The organism is Acholeplasma laidlawii PG-8A (genome assembly GCF_000018785.1).
Lineage (GTDB): Bacteria > Bacillota_I > Bacilli_A > Acholeplasmatales > Acholeplasmataceae > Acholeplasma > Acholeplasma laidlawii.
In genome coordinates, this window is sequence record NC_010163.1 from 173,875 (window position 1) to 197,287 (window position 23,413).

General features: G+C 33.6%; 24 protein-coding genes. 23 read left to right on the top strand and 1 reads right to left on the bottom strand.

The features are described 5' to 3' along the window. Positions 1-126: 126 nt before the first annotated feature. The 16 genes from ACL_RS00890 (at position 127) to dnaB (ending at position 16,846) form a co-directional block, all read left to right on the top strand. Positions 127-1,317: a hypothetical protein gene (locus tag ACL_RS00890; protein ID WP_012242139.1), complete on the top strand. Its 1,191-nt coding sequence runs from the start codon at positions 127-129 to the stop codon at positions 1,315-1,317. Continuing rightward, complete coding sequence (locus tag ACL_RS00895; protein WP_012242140.1) at positions 1,317-3,056, top strand: glycoside hydrolase family 10-like protein; 1,740 nt, start codon at positions 1,317-1,319, stop codon at positions 3,054-3,056. Before ACL_RS00890 ends, ACL_RS00895 begins: the two co-directional genes overlap by 1 nt. A 130-nt stretch (positions 3,057-3,186) precedes the next feature. Beyond that, positions 3,187-4,017 (top strand): hypothetical protein, encoded by an 831-nt coding sequence (locus ACL_RS00900; protein WP_041633727.1) that lies wholly within the window; start codon positions 3,187-3,189, stop codon positions 4,015-4,017. Positions 4,018-4,277: 260 nt separating this feature from the next. Next, the gene (gene rpsL, locus ACL_RS00905; RefSeq protein ID WP_012242142.1) at positions 4,278-4,703 is read left to right on the top strand and encodes a 30S ribosomal protein S12; all 426 of its coding nucleotides are present in this window, start codon (positions 4,278-4,280) and stop codon (positions 4,701-4,703) included. Positions 4,704-4,769: 66 nt separating this feature from the next. After that, a complete protein-coding gene (gene rpsG, locus ACL_RS00910) occupies positions 4,770-5,240 on the top strand; it encodes a 30S ribosomal protein S7 (protein WP_012242143.1) in 471 nt (156 codons plus the stop codon). Between the two features lie 17 nt (positions 5,241-5,257). Further along, positions 5,258-7,330 carry an elongation factor G gene (gene fusA, locus ACL_RS00915; protein WP_012242144.1) on the top strand — a complete coding sequence of 691 codons (2,073 nt, stop codon included), beginning with the start codon at positions 5,258-5,260 and terminating at the stop codon, positions 7,328-7,330. An 86-nt stretch (positions 7,331-7,416) separates the two neighbouring features. Then, on the top strand, positions 7,417-8,604 hold the full coding sequence (gene tuf / locus ACL_RS00920) for an elongation factor Tu (protein WP_012242145.1): 1,188 nt from the start codon (positions 7,417-7,419) through the stop codon (positions 8,602-8,604). A gap of 151 nt (positions 8,605-8,755) precedes the next feature. Continuing rightward, positions 8,756-9,514, top strand: coding sequence for a TatD family hydrolase (locus ACL_RS00925; protein WP_012242146.1), 759 nt, complete (start codon positions 8,756-8,758; stop codon positions 9,512-9,514). Continuing rightward, positions 9,511-10,266: a S1 family peptidase gene (locus ACL_RS00930; RefSeq protein WP_012242147.1), complete on the top strand. Its 756-nt coding sequence runs from the start codon at positions 9,511-9,513 to the stop codon at positions 10,264-10,266. Before ACL_RS00925 ends, ACL_RS00930 begins: the two co-directional genes overlap by 4 nt. Before the next feature lie 4 nt (positions 10,267-10,270). Beyond that, positions 10,271-11,359, top strand: coding sequence for a S1C family serine protease (locus tag ACL_RS00935; protein WP_012242148.1), 1,089 nt, complete (start codon positions 10,271-10,273; stop codon positions 11,357-11,359). Beyond that, the gene (locus ACL_RS07135) at positions 11,356-11,805 is read left to right on the top strand and encodes a CinA family protein (protein ID WP_012242149.1); all 450 of its coding nucleotides are present in this window, start codon (positions 11,356-11,358) and stop codon (positions 11,803-11,805) included. Before ACL_RS00935 ends, ACL_RS07135 begins: the two co-directional genes overlap by 4 nt. A gap of 107 nt (positions 11,806-11,912) precedes the next feature. Then, a complete protein-coding gene (gene rpsF / locus ACL_RS00945; RefSeq protein ID WP_012242150.1) occupies positions 11,913-12,200 on the top strand; it encodes a 30S ribosomal protein S6 in 288 nt (95 codons plus the stop codon). Between the two features lie 2 nt (positions 12,201-12,202). Next, a complete protein-coding gene (gene ssb, locus ACL_RS00950) occupies positions 12,203-12,649 on the top strand; it encodes a single-stranded DNA-binding protein (protein ID WP_012242151.1) in 447 nt (148 codons plus the stop codon). Between the two features lie 15 nt (positions 12,650-12,664). Continuing rightward, the gene (gene rpsR / locus ACL_RS00955; protein ID WP_012242152.1) at positions 12,665-12,907 is read left to right on the top strand and encodes a 30S ribosomal protein S18; all 243 of its coding nucleotides are present in this window, start codon (positions 12,665-12,667) and stop codon (positions 12,905-12,907) included. A 145-nt stretch (positions 12,908-13,052) separates the two neighbouring features. Then, positions 13,053-15,509: a 50S ribosomal protein L9 gene (gene rplI, locus ACL_RS00960; RefSeq protein ID WP_012242153.1), complete on the top strand. Its 2,457-nt coding sequence runs from the start codon at positions 13,053-13,055 to the stop codon at positions 15,507-15,509. A gap of 2 nt (positions 15,510-15,511) precedes the next feature. After that, complete coding sequence (gene dnaB / locus ACL_RS00965; RefSeq protein ID WP_012242154.1) at positions 15,512-16,846, top strand: replicative DNA helicase; 1,335 nt, start codon at positions 15,512-15,514, stop codon at positions 16,844-16,846. Between the two features lie 60 nt (positions 16,847-16,906). On the opposite strand, the gene ACL_RS00970 is transcribed toward dnaB, so the two are convergent. Further along, positions 16,907-17,341 carry a Dps family protein gene (locus tag ACL_RS00970; RefSeq protein WP_012242155.1) on the bottom strand — a complete coding sequence of 145 codons (435 nt, stop codon included), beginning with the start codon at positions 17,339-17,341 and terminating at the stop codon, positions 16,907-16,909. A 92-nt stretch (positions 17,342-17,433) separates the two neighbouring features. Here ACL_RS00970 and ACL_RS00975 point away from each other — a divergent pair, with 92 nt between their 5' ends. The 7 genes from ACL_RS00975 (at position 17,434) to rpiB (ending at position 23,410) form a co-directional block, all read left to right on the top strand. Then, entirely contained in the window at positions 17,434-17,997 is a 564-nt protein-coding gene (locus ACL_RS00975) for a chromate transporter (RefSeq protein ID WP_041634531.1), read from the top strand. Beyond that, positions 17,987-18,553, top strand: a complete 567-nt coding sequence (locus ACL_RS00980) for a chromate transporter (RefSeq protein ID WP_012242157.1) — start codon at positions 17,987-17,989, stop codon at positions 18,551-18,553. The genes ACL_RS00975 and ACL_RS00980 overlap by 11 nt, the downstream gene beginning before the upstream one ends. Positions 18,554-18,563: 10 nt before the next feature. After that, on the top strand, positions 18,564-19,628 hold the full coding sequence (gene prfA / locus ACL_RS00985) for a peptide chain release factor 1 (RefSeq protein ID WP_012242158.1): 1,065 nt from the start codon (positions 18,564-18,566) through the stop codon (positions 19,626-19,628). Next, positions 19,625-20,476, top strand: a complete 852-nt coding sequence (prmC, locus tag ACL_RS00990; protein ID WP_012242159.1) for a peptide chain release factor N(5)-glutamine methyltransferase — start codon at positions 19,625-19,627, stop codon at positions 20,474-20,476. The genes prfA and prmC overlap by 4 nt, the downstream gene beginning before the upstream one ends. After that, on the top strand, positions 20,469-21,017 hold the full coding sequence (locus ACL_RS00995; RefSeq protein ID WP_012242160.1) for an L-threonylcarbamoyladenylate synthase: 549 nt from the start codon (positions 20,469-20,471) through the stop codon (positions 21,015-21,017). The genes prmC and ACL_RS00995 overlap by 8 nt, the downstream gene beginning before the upstream one ends. 68 nt (positions 21,018-21,085) lie before the next feature. Then, positions 21,086-22,900 carry a translational GTPase TypA gene (gene typA / locus ACL_RS01000; RefSeq protein ID WP_012242161.1) on the top strand — a complete coding sequence of 605 codons (1,815 nt, stop codon included), beginning with the start codon at positions 21,086-21,088 and terminating at the stop codon, positions 22,898-22,900. A gap of 69 nt (positions 22,901-22,969) precedes the next feature. Further along, the gene (gene rpiB / locus ACL_RS01005) at positions 22,970-23,410 is read left to right on the top strand and encodes a ribose 5-phosphate isomerase B (RefSeq protein ID WP_012242162.1); all 441 of its coding nucleotides are present in this window, start codon (positions 22,970-22,972) and stop codon (positions 23,408-23,410) included. Positions 23,411-23,413 lie beyond the last annotated feature (3 nt).

Sequence of the window (23,413 nt, forward strand, 5' to 3'; positions counted from 1 at the left end):
CGAAGGTATAGATGTAAAAAATAATACATTTATACCTTTTTCTAGTGATATGAAATTAGAAACTTTGAATTGTAAGTGATTTATTATAAAATAGTGTGTAAAAGCAAAACAACAAAGGAGTACACGATGAAAAAAATATATACCCTATTCATATTGATATCAATACTACTTTTAAGTGGTTGTATCATATCAAATGATGATGAACCAAAAAGCTATGAAGTAGGTCTTGATGTACTATATGAACTAAATGATGAAGTCAGAGGTTTAGATATCATTGTTGATTTAACCATGGAATTTGATGTGAGTGAAGTGACTGACTTTTATGTCACACTATCATACATGGTAAATGCAACAACAGAAGATTTAGATTATAAGTTGCAATTACCAAGTGCTACAAAGGTAAACTTTTTTGAAGTCACTGGTAATCAAGCAGTTCAAACCTTAGAAGAAGTTATATTTGATTATAAAGGTGATTATATAAGTGCATATGTAACTGTACAGTTTAAAAAAGGTATAACGAATCATGTATATGAACTAAAAAGTATAAAGTCAACGAACCTTTATGAACTTGCATTAGTATCAGAGGGTACATTTGCAACTGAAATTTTAGAATCATATGAACCAAGTGCTGAGTTTCCTGAACTAGAAATTAGTTTAACTGCTTCATTAAACAATGAATTTAGAGGTTTTGATTTAGCATCAGTTCTAACCTCTAATGAGACCTTAGAGAGTTTAGAAGTGACTTACGGGTTTATTTACATACTTAATGATGATGAAGCAATCTATTTAAACACACCCGAGGTTACAAATATTACCAAGGAAGAAGTTATAACACTTGATTTATTAACGAACTTTGATACAAATATTAAGAATACTACGTTAGATTATGAGCTAGATAGAGTTTATGCGAGATCTTTTGTTACTGTAACTAAATCAGATGAATCATATACATACTATTCAGAAATCATTAATTTTACGCTATATGAATTAGCACTAGAATCTACCGGTGCATTTGCTGAAGAAATCATTACTGAAGTAGAATATCAAGAACCAGATCAAACAGTATTAACAATTGTAAGTATTAACGCAAATACTACAAACTATACAATTACTCTAGTAAGTGATCATGCAACTGCAACCATCTCAACAGATTACTTAAAAGTCACAGTTGTAGTTACATTAGATACTGGGTATAGTTTTTCTAATAACCTTATCTTTAAGTTTAATAATAAAGTAGTTAGTGTATCAAATTATACAATAGTTAATAACAAATTAACTTATATATTTAATGATCCGAACTGGTCAGGTATCTACTAATGAAAATAATTAATATAAAAAAAATAGTAGGTGTACTTGTTATGCTATCTTTAACATTCATGGTATTTGCATCAGCTCCAAAACTTGCTGCAAATACGCCGGTTACCCCAAATAATACAAAACAAGAGTTTCGTGCAGCATGGGCATCACACCTAATTGGTAGTATGCCTGCATACACGTCAGAATCACAGTTTAAAGCACGTGCAACAGAAATCCTTGATATACTTGAGTACTATAACTTTAACGCCATTATTATGCACTTACGTACGCATAATAATGCATACTATGTATCTGAGTTAAGTCCTAAGGCTGCAGCGTTTGCAAATGTGAATTTCAATACCTTTGATCCAATGCTTTGGTTTATAGAAGAAACACATAAGCGTGGTATGGAATTTCACGGATGGTTAAACCCATACCGATTAGGTACAAACTATGTAGGCACAATGCCGGCAGAAAACCCTGCAAGTAACCCAGCAAACATTTTAAGTTATAATGGTGCTTCCATCTTAAACCCTGGTTTACCACATGTAAGGGATTTTGTATCTGACACGATTGTAGAAATATTGGAAAGATATCCGGTAGACGCGATTCATTTTGATGATTATTTCTACATCAATTTAGGTGCTAACGGATCAACTAGTGGTTCAAATAATATCTTAAATGAACCAGATCAACAAACATTTGTAACTTATGGCAGTGGATATAATACAAGTAGTGCACCTTCCAAAGCAGACTGGCGAAGACATCAAGTAAATCTCATGGTTGAGTCTGTTTCAAACACCATTAAAAACTTTAATCAAGCAAACAATACCCATGTTCAATTTGGTATATCACCAACCGGTATCTATAAAAATGGTAATGGTGTTGTTACGTATGATGGAAATATACCTATAACTTCAGGATCTGATACGGGTGGTCAAACACACTATTCAAGTTATTTATTTGCAGACTCAGTTAAATGGGCAACAGAAGGTTGGATAGACTATCTACTTCCCCAAAGTTATTGGGCAAACTCACATCCTATCGCAAGTTATAACAAAATTATGACTTGGTGGAATGATGTCTTTAAGTATTTAGATGTTAATCTTTATTCTGGTATTGGTATTTATATGGCAGATGGTACGGGTAATACCTACGGCTGGCAAACCAATAACAATGAAATGAAAAATCAATTAGAATTCATTAAAGGCTTGGAAAATGTTCAAGGATCTAGTGTCTATAGTTATAACTTTGTAGATAGCGCATATAAAGGTAGTAGCGCAAAATCAGCCACTCAAATGCAAAATGCTAAAAGTACCTGGGGTGATATTGCAGTCTTACCTGAGTTAAAGAGTATGGCTCAAATTATGCCCGGTAAAGTTACTAATTTAAAACATGTAAATGGTACCTTATCCTTTAATAAAGCAGTAGATGCTAAACAATATTATGTGTACCGTTCAAAAACTGCATTAAACTTTACGAATGCCGAAATTGTTGAAGTCATTCGTTCGAGTGATAACATAATAAATTACCAGACAGGTGATTTAAATAATGAATATACCTATGCAGTACGCGCATTGTCATACTCTAATACATTAGGTGATGCAGTAACGATATTAAATCCGGCAAATGATACAAGATTAAATGTTGTTGAAGGTGCATCGATTCGAACTGCACCAAATGAAACGAATCAATCACTTAGATTCTATGCTCAGTTTGACGATGTACTTGGTCAAACTGAACAAGGATTTTATATGTAGAAGGTGATGTATCGTTAGCTGAATAAAATCACGAGTCAACGTAGAAACAACCATTCAGTTTTCCATAAATGGACAAAGTGTTGTTAAAGTACCTGTAAACGACGTAGATAATACGGGTAAATTTACAACGGTGATTAAAGATATAACGCCTGCTGATTTCAGTAAACTCTATACAGTTTTCGGATACTATAAAAAAGGTGGTGTCATTACACTATCTAATAATAAAACAACAAGATCTGTATTAGAAGTGGCGTATAAGATGACCTATGCAGATCAGGCAACACCACGAATTGAAACGTATACCAATCAATTAAAACTATTTGGTGAAGACGCTTTTGGTCAACTAAGAGTTACAGATAAATATGAGACGAACCATATAGAACTAGCTAAGGCATTCTTAAAAGACTGGAATACCAAATTTGGTTTAAGTTTAACTCAAATTGATTTAGAATCATTTTATAGTAGTGCAGTCTATGGTAAGGTAGCTAGTAATAATAGTCTAAGTGGTAGTAGAATTTACGAGTTCTTTAAAGATCAAACTCTTAACTTAAAATGGGGCTGGCTACTAGATTATATTGAGTCGGTGGATTCAAAAATTTGGCCATCTAGACAAATTGTAGCACTCAAAGGAAATGGTACAAATCCAGAGTACTCAAATATCTATGAAGGTAGACACTTTATTACCTCGCTAATTGGATTCTTCAATGGTACACATGCATATGATGGGTTTCCAACAAATGATTTTACAGATGTTACTATGTATGACAATCTAGCTGATTTTGTCGACAGCATACTGGCAAAACCAACAGCATACCAATACGTATATATAGGTGATGAAGTTAAATTACCTATTCAAAGTAACTCAAATTTTAGTCACTATCTCATGAATGGTCAAATATATCATGAAGGTGATACACTAATCATTGGAGATAATCTCGTTATTAAACTCGTATTTGATTAACATTTTCATACCACCCATCCTTGAGTCTATTTAGATAAGGATGGGTGGTTTTTATTAAGAGATATCCAACGATGTCTAAGGTAAATAATGTAAAAAAATAACAAATTAAACATTAATAAGTTGACAATTATCTACCAAAAATATATAATATAACAGGTGTGAAACTTTTATCAGAATTCCACTTAACATCTTGGCTTCACAAGGCCAAAATAACAATTATGAAACACATGGACATGTGTTTTAGGAAAGGAAATTAGAATATGCCTACCATATCTCAATTAGTTACAACTTCTCGTCAAGACAAGAATTACAAATCTAAATCTCCAGCATTACATTATGGTTTTAACAGCCTTAAAAAAGAAGATTCAGAATATAATTCACCTCAAAAACGTGGTGTTTGTACTCGTGTTACTACAATGACACCTAAGAAACCTAACTCTGCATTACGTAAATATGCTCGTGTTAGATTATCAAACGGTACTGAAGTAACAGCTTATATCCCAGGTGTCGGTCACTCATTACAAGAACACTCCGTTGTACTTGTTCGTGGGGGACGTGTAAAAGACTTACCAGGTGTACGTTATCATATCGTACGTGGTGCTTTAGACGCGACTGGTGTTGCAAACCGCATGCAGGGTAGATCCAAATACGGTGCTAAGCGTCCAAAAGCCGCTAAGAAAAAGTAATTCATAAATAAATTACAAACTATAAAACTCACATTAAAAATCTAGTAAAGGAAGAAGGTGAACAATATGCCACGTAAAGGACATATCGTAAAACGTGATGTATTACCAGATCCGATTTACAACTCCAAATTAATTACAAGAATCGTAAACACAATTATGGAAGATGGTAAAAAAGGAACTGCGCAAGGTATTTTATACGGTGCACTAAACCGTATTAAGGACCAAACAGGTCGTGAAGCTATTGATGTATTCAATGAAGCTTTAAACAATATCTCACCAATCTTAGAAGTTAGAGCACGCCGTATTGGGGGTCAAAACTATCAAGTACCAGTTGAGGTTAGACCTGAAAGACGTCAAGCACTTGCATTAAGATGGTTAGTTCAATATGCTAAGAAACGCAACGAGAAAACAATGGAAGAAAGATTAGCAAAAGAAATTTTAGACGCTTCTCAGGGCACAGGTGCCGCTGTTAAGAAACGTGAAGAAGTACACAAGATGGCTGAAGCGAATAAAGCATTCGCTCACTATCGCTGGTAAGAAGGGAAGTTAAAACTATGCCACGTCAATATTCATTAAAAATGACTCGTAATATCGGCATCATGGCACACATTGATGCTGGTAAGACGACTACAACTGAGCGTATTTTATTCCATACCGGTAAAATCCATAAAACAGGTGAGACACACGATGGTGCATCTCAAATGGACTGGATGGCTCAAGAACAAGAGCGCGGTATTACAATTACCTCTGCAGCTACAACCTCTGTGTGGAGAGATCACAGAGTAAACATCATCGATACCCCGGGTCACGTTGACTTCACAGTTGAAGTGTCTCGTTCATTACGTGTATTAGATGGCGCTGTAACTGTCATTGATGCTCAAGCGGGTGTTGAACCTCAAACAGAAACTGTTTGGCGTCAAGCAACCGAATATAAAGTACCAAGAATTGTTTATGTAAACAAAATGGATAAAATTGGTGCTGATTTCAATAACGCTATTAAAACGTTACATAGACGTTTAGGTGTTAAAGCAAACGCGATTCAATTACCTATTGGTACTGAATTAGACTTCAGCGGGATTATCGACTTAGTCACAATGACTGCAGTTGAATATTCTGGTGATGCACTAGAAACAACAAAAGAAATTCCAATTCCTGCACATTTAGAAGAACAAGCAATCGATATGAGAAATGAACTTATCGAAGCTGTTGCAGAATTTGATGATGAATTAATGGTTACATACCTTGAAGGTGAAGAAGTTTCAGTAGAATTACTAAAACGCGCAATCAGAAAAGGTGTACTAGCTGTTGAATTCTTCCCGGTTGTTGCTGGATCAAGTTTTAAAAACAAGGGTGTTAGAAAAGTGTTGGATGCAGTTATTGATTACTTACCTTCACCACTTGATATTCCACCAGTACTTGGTCATACATCAGAAGGTGTCGAAGTATATCGTCACGCTGATGATGAAGAACCATTTACAGCTTTAGCATTCAAAGTCATGACTGACCCATTTGTTGGTAAGTTAACATTCTTTAGAGTTTACTCAGGTAAAATCAAGAGTGGTTCATACGTACAAAACACAACAAAAGGTGAACGCGAAAGATTTGGTCGTATCTTACAAATGCACGCAAATACACGTCAAGAAATTGATGAAGTATATGCAGGTGATATCGCAGCTGCAGTTGGTTTAAAAGTTACTACTACAGGTAATACATTAGCAACACAAAATGATGATATTATCTTAGAAAGTATGAACTTCCCTGAACCAGTTATTGAAGTTGCTGTTGAACCAAAAACTAAGAATGACCAAGACAAAATGGGTCAAGCTTTAGCAAAACTTGCTGAAGAAGATCCAACATTCAAAACATATACAAATACTGAAACTGGCCAAACAATTATCGCTGGTATGGGTGAGTTACACTTAGATATCCTAGTAGATCGTATGAAACGTGAATTCAAAGTTGAAGCAAACGTTACAGAACCTCAAGTATCTTACCGTGAAACATTAACTGTACCAAATGAAATTGAAGCTAAGTTCATCCGTCAATCAGGTGGTCGTGGACAATACGGTCACGTTGTAATTGACTTTGAACCAAACCCAGGTAAAGGATTTGAATTCGTTGACAAAATTGTTGGTGGGGTTATTCCAAGAGAATATATTCCATCCGTACAAAAAGGTTTAGAAGAAGCTTTAGGTGGCGGTATCCTTGCAGGGTTCCCTGTTGTTGATATTAAAGCTACATTAAAATTCGGTTCATACCACGATGTCGACTCCTCTGAAATGGCCTATAAAATTGCTGCAAGTATGGCATTAAAAGATGCTAAAAATAAAGCAAATGCTGTCATTTTAGAACCAATTATGGATGTTGAAGTTGTTACTCCAAATGATTATGTAGGTAACGTTATTGGTGATATCACAAGCCGTCGTGGACGCTTGGAAAGCCAAGAAGGTAGAGGAAATGCAATTTCTATTCGTGCCTTCGTACCACTATCAGAAATGTTTGGTTATGCAACATCACTAAGATCTAACACTCAAGGTAGAGCAACATTCGTTATGCAATTTGATCACTTCGATAAAGTACCTAAGAGTATTCAAGAAGAAATCATTAAAAAACGTGGTTCAAACTAATCCACTTCACAAAAAATTAGTAATATGATAAAATATCTATTGATAGGCTATTGTATTAATTAAAAATTATAGGAGGCTTTTGCGTTATGGCAAAACAAAAATTCGAAAGAACAAAACCACACGTTAACGTTGGAACAATCGGACACGTTGACCATGGTAAAACTACATTAACTGCTGCAATTACATCAGTACTTGCAGGAAAAGGTTTAGCTACAAAAAGAGATTATAACCAAATCGATGGTGCACCAGAAGAAAAAGCTCGTGGTATAACTATTAACGCATCTCACGTTGAGTATGAAACTGTAAACAGACACTACGCTCACGTAGACTGCCCAGGTCACGCTGACTATGTTAAAAACATGATTACAGGTGCTGCTCAAATGGACGGTGCTATCTTAGTTGTTTCTGCAGCGGATGGTCCAATGCCACAAACTCGTGAACATATTCTTTTATCACGCCAAGTTGGGGTACCTAAATTAGTAGTATTCTTAAACAAAGCTGACTTAGTTGATGACGAAGAGTTATTAGACTTAGTTGAAATGGAAGTTAGAGAATTATTATCAGAATATGATTTCCCAGGAGATGATATTCCAGTAATTAAAGGATCTGCTTTAGGCGCTTTAGAAGGTAAACCAGAATGGGTTGCTAAAGTTGAAGAATTAATGGATGCAGTTGATGCATACATCGATACTCCATTACGTGCTACTGACAAACCATTTATGATGCCAGTTGAAGACGTATTCACAATTACAGGTCGTGGTACAGTTGCTACAGGACGTGTTGATCGTGGTATCGTTAAAGTTGGTGACCAAGTTGAAATCGTTGGTATTACTGATACTAAAACTACAACTGTTACAGGTGTAGAAATGTTTAGAAAATTATTAGACCAAGCTGAAGCTGGAGACAACATCGGTGCTTTATTAAGAGGTGTTGATCGTGAAGGTGTAGAACGTGGTCAAGTATTATCAAAACCAGGTACAGTTAAACCTCATGCTAAATTCACTGCTCAAATTTATGTATTAAGTAAAGAAGAAGGTGGACGCCATACAGCGTTCTTCTCAAACTATCGTCCTCAATTCTACTTCAGAACTACAGACATCACAGGTATCATCACTTTAGGTGAAGGTACTGAAATGGTTATGCCAGGTGATAACGCTGAAGTTACAGTAGAACTTATTCACCCAATCGCGCTTGAAGAAGGTACAAAATTCTCAATCCGCGAAGGTGGTAGAACAGTTGCTTCTGGATCAGTAGTTAAAATTCTTGCTGACTAATTAAAGTTTAAAAACTTATGGAACCTATCCTGTTGGATAGGTTCTTTTTTATATACAATATATGTAATTCTTACGAGATTCATACCACAAAACCCCATCTGAAATACTATCTATGATATAATTTACTAGGAACAAATAAAAGGATTATTATATGATAGATACCCATGCACATATCAATACAAAAGAATTTGATAAAAGATTAGATGAAGTTTTAATGAACGCCAAATTAAATGGTGTGGATAAAATTTTAGTTGTCGGTATGGATACATACCATAACTTACGCGCTATTGAACTAGCTTCTACGTTTGATAACCTGTATGCAAGTGTTGGTATACACCCAACAAGTTTAAGTGGAGATGTTGAAGACTTACTTCCACTATTTAAACATAAGAAAGTAGTTGCTGTTGGAGAAACTGGCATAGACCTTTATTGGGATAAGTCCAATTTAGATGAACAAATAAAGTATTTTACAGAACAAATTGAACTGGCCATTTCACTTAACTTGCCAATTATTGTTCATACAAGAAATTCTTTTAATGAAGCCTATGAATGTCTTCTACCTTATAAAGGTAAAATTAAAGGTGTATTTCATTCCTTTTCATCAAATATAGAAGATGCAAAAAAAGCAATTGAACTTGGATTTCTAATTGGTATATCCGGTGTTGTAACCTTTAAAAAGGCTACAGATTTACATGAAATTGTTGAAAAAATAGATATATCTCACATGATTTTAGAAACGGATTCACCGTATCTAGCACCTGTACCTTTTAGAGGTAAGATGAATGAACCAGGTTACACCAAATATGTATTAGAAACTGTTTCAAAAATTAAAAACATGGAAATCCATGAAGTAGATAAAATTACCACTTTAAATGCAATCAAGTTATTCCAATTGGAGGAAACACTATGAAAAAAATATTGAATATCTTATTACTCTTAGTATTAATTTTCACCTTAAGTAGCTGTACAGCACTTGAAGCATATGCAGATAATATTAGACCAACTACTTACGCACCAGCTTTAACAGAATCTGAAGCAGGATTTATCGAGATGTTACCAGATTTGAAACGTGCTGGTATTTCAGTCAATAATCCTACAATTTTAGGTGATGAGACACAAACTAGAAAAGGTTCTGGTGTGATTATTAAAAAAGAAACTGGTGGGTTAAATACCGTATACTATGCACTGACTACACAATGGGTTGTAGAAAATTCACTAACGGTGACAATATTCACTGAAAATGGCACAAGTATTTCAGGTCAAGTGTTAAACTCTAAAATAAGTTATGAGGCTGATGAAGATATCGCTTTGATTAGATTCTCATCTTCAGAGAATTTACATGTTGTAGAACTCAAAAGAATTGATGAGGGTGTATCACTAGATAATTTAACTATTTTTTCTATAGCAACGCCTATTTCAACAGCGTATTTAAACTTTGTAACAAACCCTGCGCTCATTATGGGTGTTTATGATAACCGTATTGTACATGGTACAAATTTAAACTTTGGAACCCTTGGTTCACCGCTTTATTTAAAATCAACGGGAGAACTTATCGGTATTAATGTGAAATATTCATTTACAGCTGGTGGTCGCCCTGAAGTTTTAATTAATGAAGCGATACATATTAATAGGGTGATAGATCTTGTTGAAGGGTACCTATAAGTCTATGAAAAAAGTATACGCATTTAGTTTAGTGCTATTACTACTTTTATTAACGAGTTGCTTGCCTAGTGACATAGCACATCCAATAAGGGATGTGCCAACAGAAGCCGAATTTCAAGCGTTAGTAGAAGATTTAAGTGATAGTACAGTCAATTTATTTGGCTATTACATGACTTTTGAAGTGTCATTAGGATCAGGGTTAATCTTTGATAGAGAACCTTCAAAAGACGGTATGTATTACTATTATGTTTTAACGAATAATCATGTGGTGGAAACCATGACTTATATGAAAGTTAAAACAAATCAAGGTAACATCGAAATTGGTGATATCTACGCTTTTCCACTCTCAGAAACTGATAACGATGACATAGCAATTGTTCGTTTTGAATCTAGTTATGAATATCCATTAATTGAAATTAAACCACTAGATACTGAAACAAATACTCACGTTCAATTATCTGTTGGACAATATGTATTTGGTATAGGTACGCCAGTATCTAAAGATAATTTTAATTTAACAACTAATCTAGGTATTATTTCTGATCTTAATAGCTACTATGTCAGTCATACAGCAAATATTAATCCAGGTAACTCAGGGGGACCACTATTTAGTTATGATGGTACATTTATTGGTGTCAATACTCAACGTGTTGAAATCATTAATGGTGAAACAATTTATTTAGTGGGTGATGCCATCCATGTTAATAAAGTAGCAGAAGTTATTCAAAGAAGATTAGGTAATGTGACACCTAAATTAGGTATTATCATCCGTCCATATGATGATTTTGTAAGTATGGAATATGAAGCATATTTTGGTGATAAAGCAGCAGACTTTGATCCTTATGATTATGTACCTAAAAATTCTAGTGGTGTTGTAATCATAGAAGTTAATAGTACAAGATCAAGTGCTGGTGTTTTAGAAAGATTTGATTTGGTTCAAAAACTAAATGGTGTTGAGATTAAATCAAATGAGGACTTAATTAATGCAATCGGCACACTTCAAGTAGGTAATACTTACACATTTGAAGTGGTTAGATTCAATGAAGATTTACACATATTTGAAAATCTTGAACTGGAGGTAGTTATCAAATGAAACTTGTACATAACTATTTAACAAAAACAAATCAAACGATAAGCTTTGCAGAATCTATGACTGGAGGACGCTTAAGTTACGAATTGGTTAAGTTCCAAGGTGCTTCAAAAATCTTTAAAGAAGGATTCATTTTATATAGTGATGAAGCTAAGGTGAGAACCTTAAAAATGGATCAAAAAGATATTGATAAATATGGTGTGGTTTCACATGAAATTGCATCTTTAATGGCAACTCAATTACAAAAAATTACAGGTGCTGATTTTGCTGTATCAGTGACTGGTTATGCAAGTGGAAAAGATAAGAATATGGCTTACGTAGGGGTTTTACACAAGGGATTACTCTATGTAGATGATATTGTTTTCTACCCAGAAGATAGCCGTGAACAAAACATTAAAACAACCGTTAGAAAAGTTGTGAAAATGTTACATGAAATTATCAAAAAGTAAGGTTGCTATTTCATTTATTTAGTGATATAATTAGAAAGCATGTAAAAATGCAAAAAATTGATCCTTGTCAGAGATGACCAAGAAGTCCAAAAGGAGGAAAAAAAACGATGAGAAAGTACGAATTAATGTACATCGCTAATCCACAATTAGACCCAGAAAAATTAAAAGGTCTTGTTGCTAACCTATCAAACGTAATCACATCAAACGGTGGTTCTGTTTTATCTTTAAAAGAAATCGGGTTAAAAGATTTAGCATACGAAATCAACAAACATAGAAAAGGTTACTATGTATGGATGTTGGTTGAAGCATCGCCAGAAGCGATTGCTGAATACAAACGTGTCGTTAATATTACTGAATCAGTGATTCGTAATATTGAAGTCAAAGAAGGCGAATAATTATGATTAATCGTGTCGTATTAGTTGGCCGTATAACAAAAGATGTAGACCATAGAGTGACCACCTCAGGTGCAAGCGTTGTGAGTTTTACATTAGCTGTGAATCGTAATTTCACTTCTGCAAGTGGTGAAAGAGAAGCAGACTTCATTAACTGTGTTACATGGAGAGCATCTGCAGATTTCATGAAAAATTATGTTAAAAAGGGTAACTTACTAGCTGTTGATGGTCGCATGCAAACAAGAAATTATGAAGATAATGATGGCCGCACAGTATACATTACAGAAGTTGTAGCAGACAGCGTACAACTATTAGAGTCTAGAAGTTCTAATCAATCTGATAACTCTGGACAATATAGAAATAAATATGAGGCAAATCAATCAAATGATGCTCAAGATGAATTGTATGAAAGTACAAAAAACTTGATTGCTGATGATGATTTACCATTTTAAGAAAGGAATTTAACAATGCAAGACAGAAAAAATCGTGCTGGTGGATTTAGAAAACGTAAAAAAGTTTGTTTCTTTACACAAAATAAATTTACCCATATTGACTTTAAAGATACAGAATTGCTAAAAAGATTTATCACTGAACGTGGTAAGATCTTACCAAGACGTGTGACTGGTACTTCAGCAAAATGGCAAAGACCACTAGCTGTAGCTATTAAACGTGCTCGTCATATGGCATTATTACCATTCGTTAAAGAATAATATAAAATTAAAATTATAATTCAAAACAGAAACTAAATAGAGTTTCTGTTTTTTTTAAACATTAAATTATCGTGCGAAGAATGAAACATTCACCTCATAATCACTAAATTATGATATAATTTATTAAAGAAAGGGGCTTATATGAATGCGTAAATTAATCAATGGAATTTTAATCACTTTATGGGTAATAGCTTTTTTGGTATTTACTCTAGTAACCTTTACAGAAATGTTTAATCAAATTCCTAACATTAAATTCATCTCCTATATGACTTTTATAGTTATAACACTTTTAGCAGTGTTTGTTTTAATATTAACTATTGTAAATAATTATAAACAGTACATTAAGAATTTACAGAATAGACTTGCAAGGTGGAGTAAACTATCACCACGTGTCAATCAAGTTGGTGATGATGCCTTTCATGAATTACCGATAGGTATTTTAGTACTTGATGAAGGATTAAAAGAAATTAAATGGGTGAACCAATATGCTAAAGTCATATTTGAAGGTAGGTTAATTGACCGACCTGTTGCAGAGATATCTGCATCTTTAGCAGATTATTTATTAAGTGATAATAAACAACCCATAACTATCTCAGTTAAAGACCAAAAATATGAAGTGTTATATAAAGACTCTTTCCAAGTTATCTACCTATTTAATGTTACATCCAGAGAAAATGTGAAGTTGGAATTCATTAAAAACTTACCAGCTATTGGTATATTAAATCTTGATAACTTTGAAGATAATATGACAAACTTTGATATCTCAGAACAAACGAGTATCAAAGGTGAGTATTTATCAGCCATAGCAGATTGGGTAGATGAATACAATGGTTATTTAAAACCATACGGTGATAACCGAATGGTGATGTTAATCAAACGTAAACGATTAGAAGATATGATGGCTAAGAAGTTTGATATCTTAGAGCATATACGTGATATATCAACCAATTATGGTATTAGAGTGACCTTATCCATTGGTATTGCATCATGGGATTTAGAATATGATGAATTATCAGATTATGCCCAAAACGCGATTGAACTTGCTGAAAAGCGTGGTGGTGACCAAGCGGTTGTAAATATTCAAAATCAAAAGATTGCATACTTTGGTGCGAAATTAGAATCGATTACTAGATCAAGTAGAACCAATGCTAGGCTAGCTGCTCAAATGCTAGGGGATACCTTAAATAAGGCAGACCAAATCTATATTATGGGTCATGATCAAACGGATTTAGACTCATTTGGTGCAATGATAGGTGCACTTAAAATGTCACTTACAACACCGGATATTGCTGCATATTTAATTGTTGATATGGAAAAGTTAGATCCGACAGTTACTGATGTTTATAATTACTTATTATCCATGAATCACCTAGTAACCAAACACGTTATTACAACTCAAGAAGCCCTAGCACGTAAAACTAAAGATACTCTGCTCATGATTTTAGATACTCAAAACCCGCAAATCGTTCACAGTAAGGAACTTCTTGATTTAAAATTAAAGACTGCTGTCATTGACCACCACCGTGGTAATGAAGCATCCATTAAAGGCGATTTCTCGTTTATTGATCCGGGTGCCTCATCTACAGTAGAGCTTATGATGGAGTTATTTAGTTTCTTCCCTGTTGAAATACAATTAGATGCTCCTGAGGCAAGTGTCATGTATGGTGGTATCATTTTAGATACAAACACCTTTACATATAGAACCAATGCTAGAACGTTTGATGTTGCATCTAAGTTAAAAGATTATGGTGCAGACACCATGATGGTTAAAACATGGCTAAGAAGTGATTTAAACAGAATTATTAAACAAAACGAATTACTGGGTAAAGTTGAAATATTCTTAGATAGATTTGCTATTGTAAAGACCGAAGACGTCTTTAATGATCGTACGTTTATTGCCCAGCTTTCAGAATCCTTACTAGAAATTAAAAATGTAGATGCATCCTTTACAATTGTTAATTTCTCAGATGGTACTGTTGGTATTTCAGCACGAAGTTTTGGTGCAATTAACGTTCAGCTACTCATGGAAGAAATGGGCGGTGGTGGACATTTAAGTTCTGCAGCGACCCAAATTAAAGATGTAAGTGTCAATGATGCTTACCTACAATTAAAACATATATTAGAATTAGAATATGGAGGAGACAATACACCTATGAAAGTTATATTATTAGAAGATGTTAAAGGTAAAGGTAAAAAGGATCAAGTGATTGAATTAGCAGGTGGTTATGCCAACTACTTAATTTCAAATAAACTTGCTGTTTTTGCAAATGAGGAAAACATTAAAAAACTAGAAGATAAAAAAGAAAAAGAACGTGAAGAGGCTGCAAAATACTTAGAATTAATGAAGAAGGTTGCTTCTGAAATTGAAGGTAAATCTATTACATTATCTATTAATGTTGGTGCGGATGGTAAACGCTTTGGTTCGATTACAACAAAGCAAATCGTTGAAGCATTCCATGAAAAACATGGTGTGATGATTGATAAAAAGCGTTTAGAATTAGCAAATGACATTGGATCTGTTGGTATTTATCCAGTAACTGTAAGTTTAGATAAAGGTGTAAAGGCAACATTTGAAGTAAATATAATTGAAAGAAGAGATTAGTTATGGCCAATAAAATTCCTAACGCAGTAGATGCTGAAAAATCAGTATTAGGGGCTATTCTTTTAGATAGTCAAACTGCACCGAATATTTTTGATGAGATCTCCGAAAGTGATTTTTACTTAAATGCACATGGACTTATCTTTCAAGCAATGAAGGATTTGTATAATGATCGTAAATCGATTGACTACACATCATTAAAATCAATCTTAGAGCATAAATCTCAATTAGAAACTGTTGGTGGATTATCTTATATTCTTGATTTATCAGAATATACTGTATCCATTGACCATATTGATACCTATATTGAAATTGTTAAAGACTTATCCTTAAAAAGAGATGTTATTAGAATTACACAAGAGCTTGCTACTCAAGGTCTTACATCAGATATTAACTCTGCTGAATACTTAGATAAAGTTGAAGGTGCAATCTTAAGTTTATCTCAAAGAAGAAAAGTTGGAGCATTTAAAAATATCGAAGATATTGTTGGCGATGTCACCGAAAAATTACATCACTTACAAAATCAAAAAGGTGAAGTAACAGGTTTAAGAACTGGTTATGCTACATTAGATAAATATACGAATGGGCTTCAACCAGAAGAACTTATTATCTTAGCTGCTAGACCTGCTGTTGGTAAATCAGCGTTTGCGATGAACCTAGCTTTAAATGCTGCTAAGTATAATAAAGGCGGTAAAGCGGGCGTTGCAATTTTCTCTCTTGAAATGAGTAATGAACAATTAGTAACCCGTATGATAGCAAGTATGTCTCATATAGAAAACTCTAAATTAAGAACAGGTTTTTTAACACCACAAGAATGGCGTAACTATGAGAATATGACAGGTATTTTAAATGACTATAATATCTATTTTGATGATTCATCTTCATCAAATATCAATGATATTAGAGCAAAATGTCGCCGTCTTGCTCAAGAAGGTAAATTAGATTTTGTTGTGATTGACTATCTTCAATTAATTCATGCTGATGGTAATAACAGACAAGAAGAAGTTTCTAAAATCTCTAGAGCTTTAAAACAAATGGCTAAAGAATTACGTGTTCCGGTACTGGCATTAAGTCAGCTTTCTCGTGATGTTGAAAAATCAACGGATAAGCGTCCAACGCTTGCGCACTTAAGAGAATCTGGTTCGATCGAGCAAGATGCCGATATTGTTATGTTTATTCATAGAGAAGAATACTATGCAGCATCAAGTGATGGTGAACAAACAGGACAAACAGAAATCTTGGTGCGTAAAAACCGTCAAGGACGTATTGGTGAAATTAACTTTATCTTCTCACCTCAATACTCAAGATTTGATGAACAATCCAATATTGAAGAAGCTTAATCATTATAAAACAATAACAAAAAAACCTGGAAAATTTCCAGGTTTTTGTTTATATGCACACTATTTATTGAATGCGGAAAACATCCAAATGTGTTTTTCAAATGATGCAACAGCACCAATTAACATATCTGCTGTTTGTTCATCTTCTTGTGATTGACTTTCCTTAGTTAATGCTTTAAATTCAGTAACTAATTGTTTTAGGTCATCCACTAATTCGTCTACCATCAATTTAGAATCTAATGTCTCTGTTTCTTTAAGTGTTGTTAGTTTTAGATAGGCACTTAAAGTAGATGCTGGTTTACCACCGATAATAATTAATCTTTCAGCAAACGCGTCATATAATTCATTGACCTCATCGTAAAGTGATTCAAACTTTTCGTGTAAAGTGAAGAAGCCTTTCCCTTCAATAAACCAGTGAAAATGATGTAGCTTTGTGAAAAGTGTTGCAAGATTGGCTACCTGTTGATTCAATCCATTGTGTAATTGATTGTTCATAAAATATACCTCCTTTGTATGACTATATCATATCAAAAATAGGGTGTTTTGTGGTAAAATATACAAGCATGTGGCAGAAAGTTGAGGCGTTTATGGGAAAGAATAGTTATTTCAATATATTTATTTCGTTTTTTAAAATCGGACTATTTACCTTTGGTGGTGGATATGCAATGATGCGTGTTATGGAACGAGAATTTGTAGAAAACAAAAAGTGGATGGATTCAAAATCCATGTTAGATTTACTGGCAATATCACAATCTACACCTGGACCGTTTGCAATTAATAGTGCAACCTATATTGGTTACCAACAAAAAAAGGTTGGGGGATCAGTTGCAGCAACCTTAGGTGTTGTATTACCATCCTTTATCATTATTATATTAATTAGTATATTTTTAGAAGCGTTTAGTCAAAACATTCATATTCAAAATGTTTTAAAAGGTATTAATGCAGGTGTTGCTGTATTAATATTCAATGCGTGGTTTTCTTTATCAAAAAGCTTAGGAGTGACTGTGATCAATGTCATACTCATGGCTATTGGATTTTTAATCTCATTATTTATACCAAGTTTCTCTGTTGTATACTTAATTATCATTACTGCAATATTTGCAATCATTTATGGACTATTCATGAATCGAGGAAAAGTAGATGCTAATTGAGTTAATACAGTTATTCCTAATATTCTTTAAAATCGGTTTATTTACATTTGGTGGTGGTTATGCAATGATACCACTTATCCGTAATGAAGTTGTTGGTGCAGGCTATCTATCGATTGTTCAAGTAGATCAATTTATTGGTATTGCGGAATCAACACCTGGTCCTTTTGCAATAAATATAGCAACTTTTGTAGGATATAACTCGTTTGGTGTATGGGGTTCAATTTTGGCCACTTTAGGGGTTGTTTTACCAAGTTTTATCATAATTATCTTAATTGCTATATTTAGTGCTAAAATATTAAAGTCTAAACCTGTTAGATATGCATTAAGTTGGATTAATCCATTAACTGTAGGTCTTATTTTGTCTGCTGGGGTTTCAGTTGTAATTAATGCGATTTTTGGTAGTATTGAAGGTTTAGTTGCATTTAATACAGATTATATTGCCTTGGTGATATTTGGTCTTGTATTGGTTGTGTCATTTGTATTTAAAAAGATAAATCCTATATGGCTGATCATACTATCGGGTATACTTGGATTTATTGGTTATACTATTTTCTAAGGAGAAAATTATGTTTGAAAGATTAGAAGTCATGAGAAAAACGTATTATGCGTTACAAGAAAAATTGGCATCAGGTATTAGTGATGTCAAAGAGATTACAAAACTCATGAAAGAACTTAAAAGTTTAGAAGATGCTGTCGTAGCATATGAAAAATATTTAAGTTTAAAAGAACAATTAAAAGATTTAGAAGAACTACTTGAGTTAGAAACTGAAAGTAGTGTTTTAGAAATGGCGAAAGCTGAAGAAAAATCACTAGAAAGTGATATTGAAAACTTAGAAGAAAGTTTACGTATTTTACTTCTACCTAAAGATCCAGATGACGATAAAAACGTCATCATTGAAATTAAGGGTGCAGCAGGTGGAGATGAAGGTAACATCTTTGCAGGTGATTTATTTAAAATGTATTCTAAATATGCTGAAAGTATGGGCTGGAAAGTTACACTTGTAAATACAACACCAGGTTCTAGTGGTGGTTTTGCAGGTATAGAGTTCATCATTTCTGGTGAGAATGCATTTAGTTATTTAAAACACGAATCCGGTGTACACCGCGTACAACGCGTACCTGAAACAGAAAGCCAAGGGCGCATTCATACTTCAACTGCAGTCGTACTTGCATTACCTGAACAAGAGGATATTGAGTATGATGTCAAGTGGGAAGATATCCGTTTTGATACATATAACTCATCAGGTGCAGGTGGACAATCTGTTAATACAACTTATTCAGCAGTTCGTTTAACGCATATACCTACAAATGTCGTTGTAACATCACAAGAAGAACGTAGTCAACATGCAAATAAGGATAGAGCTTATAAATTATTAGTCACTCGTATTTATGATAAAATTCAACAAGAGCAACTAGAAAAAGAAGGCGAAAGTAGAAAAGCTTTAATCGGACGTGGTAACCGTAGTGAAAAGATTAGAACCTATAACTACCCACAAAACCGAGTAACAGATCACCGTATTGGTTTAACCATTAATAGACTAGATGCAATTATGGAAGGTCGTATTGATTTAATTATCGAACCACTCATTAACGAAATCCAAAAAGAAGCATTAGAAGGACAATCAAAGTGACACTTCAAGACTTAGTAAAAACCTATGAAAAAAGGGTTATCAGTTTAGGTAAAGAACCACATGCAATGAGTTGGTTAATTACCGAATTATCAGGTTATTCACCAACAGAGTTTTATTTAAAGATGAATTCTAAAGTAAGTGAAGAACTCATTAACAAAATCGAAGATGGTTTTAAACGCTACGCCATAGAAGGTACCCCTGTACAACATATTGTAGGTTACTCTTACTTTTATGGTTACAAATTTAAAGTCAGTGATCAAGTATTAATACCAAGAAGAGAAACAGAACAATTAGTGGAAGAAACACTACTTATCTATGACACATATTTTGAAGACCAAAAAGTCGATGTACTTGATTTAGGTACCGGTAGTGGAGCGATTGCTATTACATTATCTATTGAAGAACCTAACATGCAAGTAGAGGCATCAGATATCTCTGTGACAGCACTTATGGTTGCAAGAGAAAACCAATTAAACTTAAGCAGCAAAGTGAATTTTATTGCATCGGATTGGTTTAGTAACATCAACAAAAAATACGATATAATCGTCGCAAATCCGCCTTACATTCCAAATGATGAAGCAGTAGAGGATGTTGTAACAAAAGAACCTAGTTTAGCCCTTTACGGCGGTGTAGATGGACTTGAACCTTATGAGATTATCTTAAAGAATGCTAAAAACTATCTAAAAGAAAAGGCACTCATTGCCTTTGAACATAGTATGTATCAAAGTGAAAATTTAAAAACTTTAATCTTAAAATATTTTAAAGATGCTAAAGTAAGACAACTAAAAGACTTACAAGGTAAAGATCGTATGACGTTTGTTGGTTTAGGTGGTGTATTTAATGACTAAATTACTTATTTTCCCAACTGATACTGTTTATGGATTAGGCACACCTTATTTAGATAAGGAAGGCTTAAAACAAATCTATGAAATTAAAGGTAGAGACTTTAATAAACCCATAGCAATTTTAATTTCAAACTTAGAACAAGTAAAAGAGATTGCTAAGGCGAGTGATAATGCTTTAAAAGTAGCATCTAAATTTTGGCCAGGTGGGTTAACACTTATCTTTGAAAGTAGTGATGCTTACTATCAACAAAGTGGAGAAAAAACAATCGGACTTAGAATGCCAAATCATAAATTAGCTTTAAAGTTAATCGATGAACTAGGACCACTAAAAACAACCTCTGTAAACTACTCAAATCAACCACCATTAAATGATTATGATGCAATCATGAAGGTATTTGGTGATAAAGTAGACAAGGTTTACCCAAATGAAGAGTCTTTAAGTGAGGTATCGTCTACAGTCATAGACTTTACACATGATTTACCATCACTTATTAGACAAGGTGACATCACACTTGATGAAATAATGAAAGTTCTTGAAAAATAGAACTTTTTTCATGAAAATTTTTCATTATATGATAAAATGATAAAGGCTTATAAAAGGAAGTATAAAATATGGAAATTAGAAACGTTGCCATCATCGCTCACGTCGATCATGGAAAAACTACTTTAGTAGATAAACTACTACAACAATCAAGTGAATATCGTGAAAACTCACACATGCAAGAACGTGCAATGGACAACATTGATATTGAACGTGAAAGAGGTATTACAATTCTTGCAAAAGCTACCTCAATTGAATACGGTAATTATCGTATTAACATTATGGATACCCCAGGGCACGCCGATTTTGGTGGTGAAGTTGAACGTATTATGAAACTTGTTGATGGTGTATTACTATTAGTAGACGCTAAAGACGGTGTCATGCCACAAACAAAATTCGTTTTAAGAAAAGCTTTAGAAGAAAAATTAAAACCGATTGTTGTTATCAATAAAATTGACAGACCATTTGCAGATCCTAAAAAGACTGTAAACCAAGTGTTTGACCTATTTATTGATCTAGGTGCAACCGATGATCAATTGGAATTTCCAATTATTTATGCTTCTGGTTTATTAGGTTTATCAAGTTTTGATGTTGAATTTGAATCAGCTAAAAATATGAAACCATTATTAGATACAATTGTTAACCATGTATCTAAACCAGATGTTAAACTTGATGGACCATTACTTTTCCAACCAGCATTAATTGACTATAATGACTATGTTGGTCGTATGGGTATTGGTAAAGTATTTCAAGGCACATTAAAAGTAAACTCATTTGTATCTTGTCTACGTCCTAATGGAAAAGTAGATAATTTTAGAATTCAAAAACTATATCGTTATAGTGGTTTAACAAAAGTTGAAACTGCTGAAGCTTATGCTGGCGATATTGTTGCGATTGCTGGATTAAGTGATATCTTTGTTGGAGACACCATTACTGAAGTTGGTGAAACTACAAGATTACCTTTACTACACATCGATGAACCAACTGTTCAAATGACTTTCTTAACAAATAGTTCACCTTTTGCAGGTCAAGAAGGTAAGTTTGTTACAGCAAGTAAGATTGATGAAAGATTAACTAGAGAAGTTCAAAAAGACGTATCCTTAAAAGTGGAAAAAGAACCAGGTTCTGAAAGTTGGTTAGTTTCAGGACGCGGAGAATTACACTTAGGTATTTTAATTGAAACAATGCGTAGAGAAGGCTTTGAATTTGCTGTATCTAGGCCTAAAGTTATTATTAAAAATATCGATGGCGTATTAAGTGAACCACATGAAGAAGTTCAAGTGGATACACCTAATGAATTTGTTGGTAGCGTGATGGAATTACTCGGTAACCGTAAAGGTGAAGTTATTAAAATGGACCAAGGTGTTAACGAAACAAGACTTGTATATAACATGTCTTCACGTGGATTAATTGGCCTTATGACACAATTTTTAACTGCTACTAAAGGTTATGGTGTACTAGCACATAGTTTCTTAGAATACAAAAAAATGTCAAATGACAATATAGGTAGTCGCCAAAACGGAGCACTTGTCTCACTTAAAGATGGTCAAACTACAGCTTATGCCATTGGACACTTAGAAGATAGAGGACAATTCTTTATCGAACCAAGAGTCAATGTTTACGAAGGTATGATTGTTGGTATGAATAATAAAGATAATGACTTAGTCATCAACGTCGTTGAAGAAAAGAAATTAACAAATATGCGTACATCTGGTAAAGACAATACAGTTGTCTTAAAAAGACCAATTGAAATGAGTTTAGAAGCATGTATGGACTTCATCAATGATGATGAATTAATTGAAATTACTCCAAAATCAATTCGTATTAGAAAAAAATATTTAAAAGCAAACGAACGTAAAAAAGCAAACTATAGTCAAAATCAATAATTGATATGAATATCAACCAATTAATCGATATTATTATGTTATAATAAATAAAAATGAGGATGGTGACATATGAAAATAGGCATTGGCGCAGATCATGCGGGATTTAATAGAAAAACTGAAATCATTGAGTACTTAACTAAAAAAGGTTATGATGTTGTTGATTTCGGAGCACACTCAGTAGACCGAGTAGATTACCCTGATTATGCAAAAACAGTTTCAGAAGCTGTTGTAAATAAGGAAGTCGAAGTCGGATTATTAGTATGTGGTACTGGTATTGGTATGAGTATTGCAGCAAATAAAGTCAAAGGTATTAGAGCAGCTCACGTCTTTGATGAATTAACTGCTAGACTTGCAAGAGAGCATAATCATGCAAATGTGATTGCTTTTGGTGGCAGAAACCAAACAACATCAGAATCAAAAATTATTGTTGATGCATATTTAAATGCACATGAAGAATCTCGTCATCAACATCGCGTAGACAAGATTGCAGCTATTGAAAATGGTGAGTAAACC

Coding starts and splice junctions, on each gene's coding strand:
- ACL_RS00890 (WP_012242139.1), top strand. CDS start 127: ATGAAAAAAATATATACCCTATTCATATTGATATCAATACTACTTTTA.
- ACL_RS00895 (WP_012242140.1), top strand. CDS start 1,317: ATGAAAATAATTAATATAAAAAAAATAGTAGGTGTACTTGTTATGCTA.
- rpsL (WP_012242142.1), top strand. CDS start 4,278: ATGCCTACCATATCTCAATTAGTTACAACTTCTCGTCAAGACAAGAAT.
- rpsG (WP_012242143.1), top strand. CDS start 4,770: ATGCCACGTAAAGGACATATCGTAAAACGTGATGTATTACCAGATCCG.
- fusA (WP_012242144.1), top strand. CDS start 5,258: ATGCCACGTCAATATTCATTAAAAATGACTCGTAATATCGGCATCATG.
- tuf (WP_012242145.1), top strand. CDS start 7,417: ATGGCAAAACAAAAATTCGAAAGAACAAAACCACACGTTAACGTTGGA.
- ACL_RS00925 (WP_012242146.1), top strand. CDS start 8,756: ATGATAGATACCCATGCACATATCAATACAAAAGAATTTGATAAAAGA.
- ACL_RS00930 (WP_012242147.1), top strand. CDS start 9,511: ATGAAAAAAATATTGAATATCTTATTACTCTTAGTATTAATTTTCACC.
- ACL_RS00935 (WP_012242148.1), top strand. CDS start 10,271: ATGAAAAAAGTATACGCATTTAGTTTAGTGCTATTACTACTTTTATTA.
- ACL_RS07135 (WP_012242149.1), top strand. CDS start 11,356: ATGAAACTTGTACATAACTATTTAACAAAAACAAATCAAACGATAAGC.
- rpsF (WP_012242150.1), top strand. CDS start 11,913: ATGAGAAAGTACGAATTAATGTACATCGCTAATCCACAATTAGACCCA.
- ssb (WP_012242151.1), top strand. CDS start 12,203: ATGATTAATCGTGTCGTATTAGTTGGCCGTATAACAAAAGATGTAGAC.
- rpsR (WP_012242152.1), top strand. CDS start 12,665: ATGCAAGACAGAAAAAATCGTGCTGGTGGATTTAGAAAACGTAAAAAA.
- rplI (WP_012242153.1), top strand. CDS start 13,053: ATGCGTAAATTAATCAATGGAATTTTAATCACTTTATGGGTAATAGCT.
- dnaB (WP_012242154.1), top strand. CDS start 15,512: ATGGCCAATAAAATTCCTAACGCAGTAGATGCTGAAAAATCAGTATTA.
- ACL_RS00970 (WP_012242155.1), bottom strand. CDS start 17,341: ATGAACAATCAATTACACAATGGATTGAATCAACAGGTAGCCAATCTT.
- ACL_RS00975 (WP_041634531.1), top strand. CDS start 17,434: ATGGGAAAGAATAGTTATTTCAATATATTTATTTCGTTTTTTAAAATC.
- ACL_RS00980 (WP_012242157.1), top strand. CDS start 17,987: ATGCTAATTGAGTTAATACAGTTATTCCTAATATTCTTTAAAATCGGT.
- prfA (WP_012242158.1), top strand. CDS start 18,564: ATGTTTGAAAGATTAGAAGTCATGAGAAAAACGTATTATGCGTTACAA.
- ACL_RS00995 (WP_012242160.1), top strand. CDS start 20,469: ATGACTAAATTACTTATTTTCCCAACTGATACTGTTTATGGATTAGGC.
- typA (WP_012242161.1), top strand. CDS start 21,086: ATGGAAATTAGAAACGTTGCCATCATCGCTCACGTCGATCATGGAAAA.
- rpiB (WP_012242162.1), top strand. CDS start 22,970: ATGAAAATAGGCATTGGCGCAGATCATGCGGGATTTAATAGAAAAACT.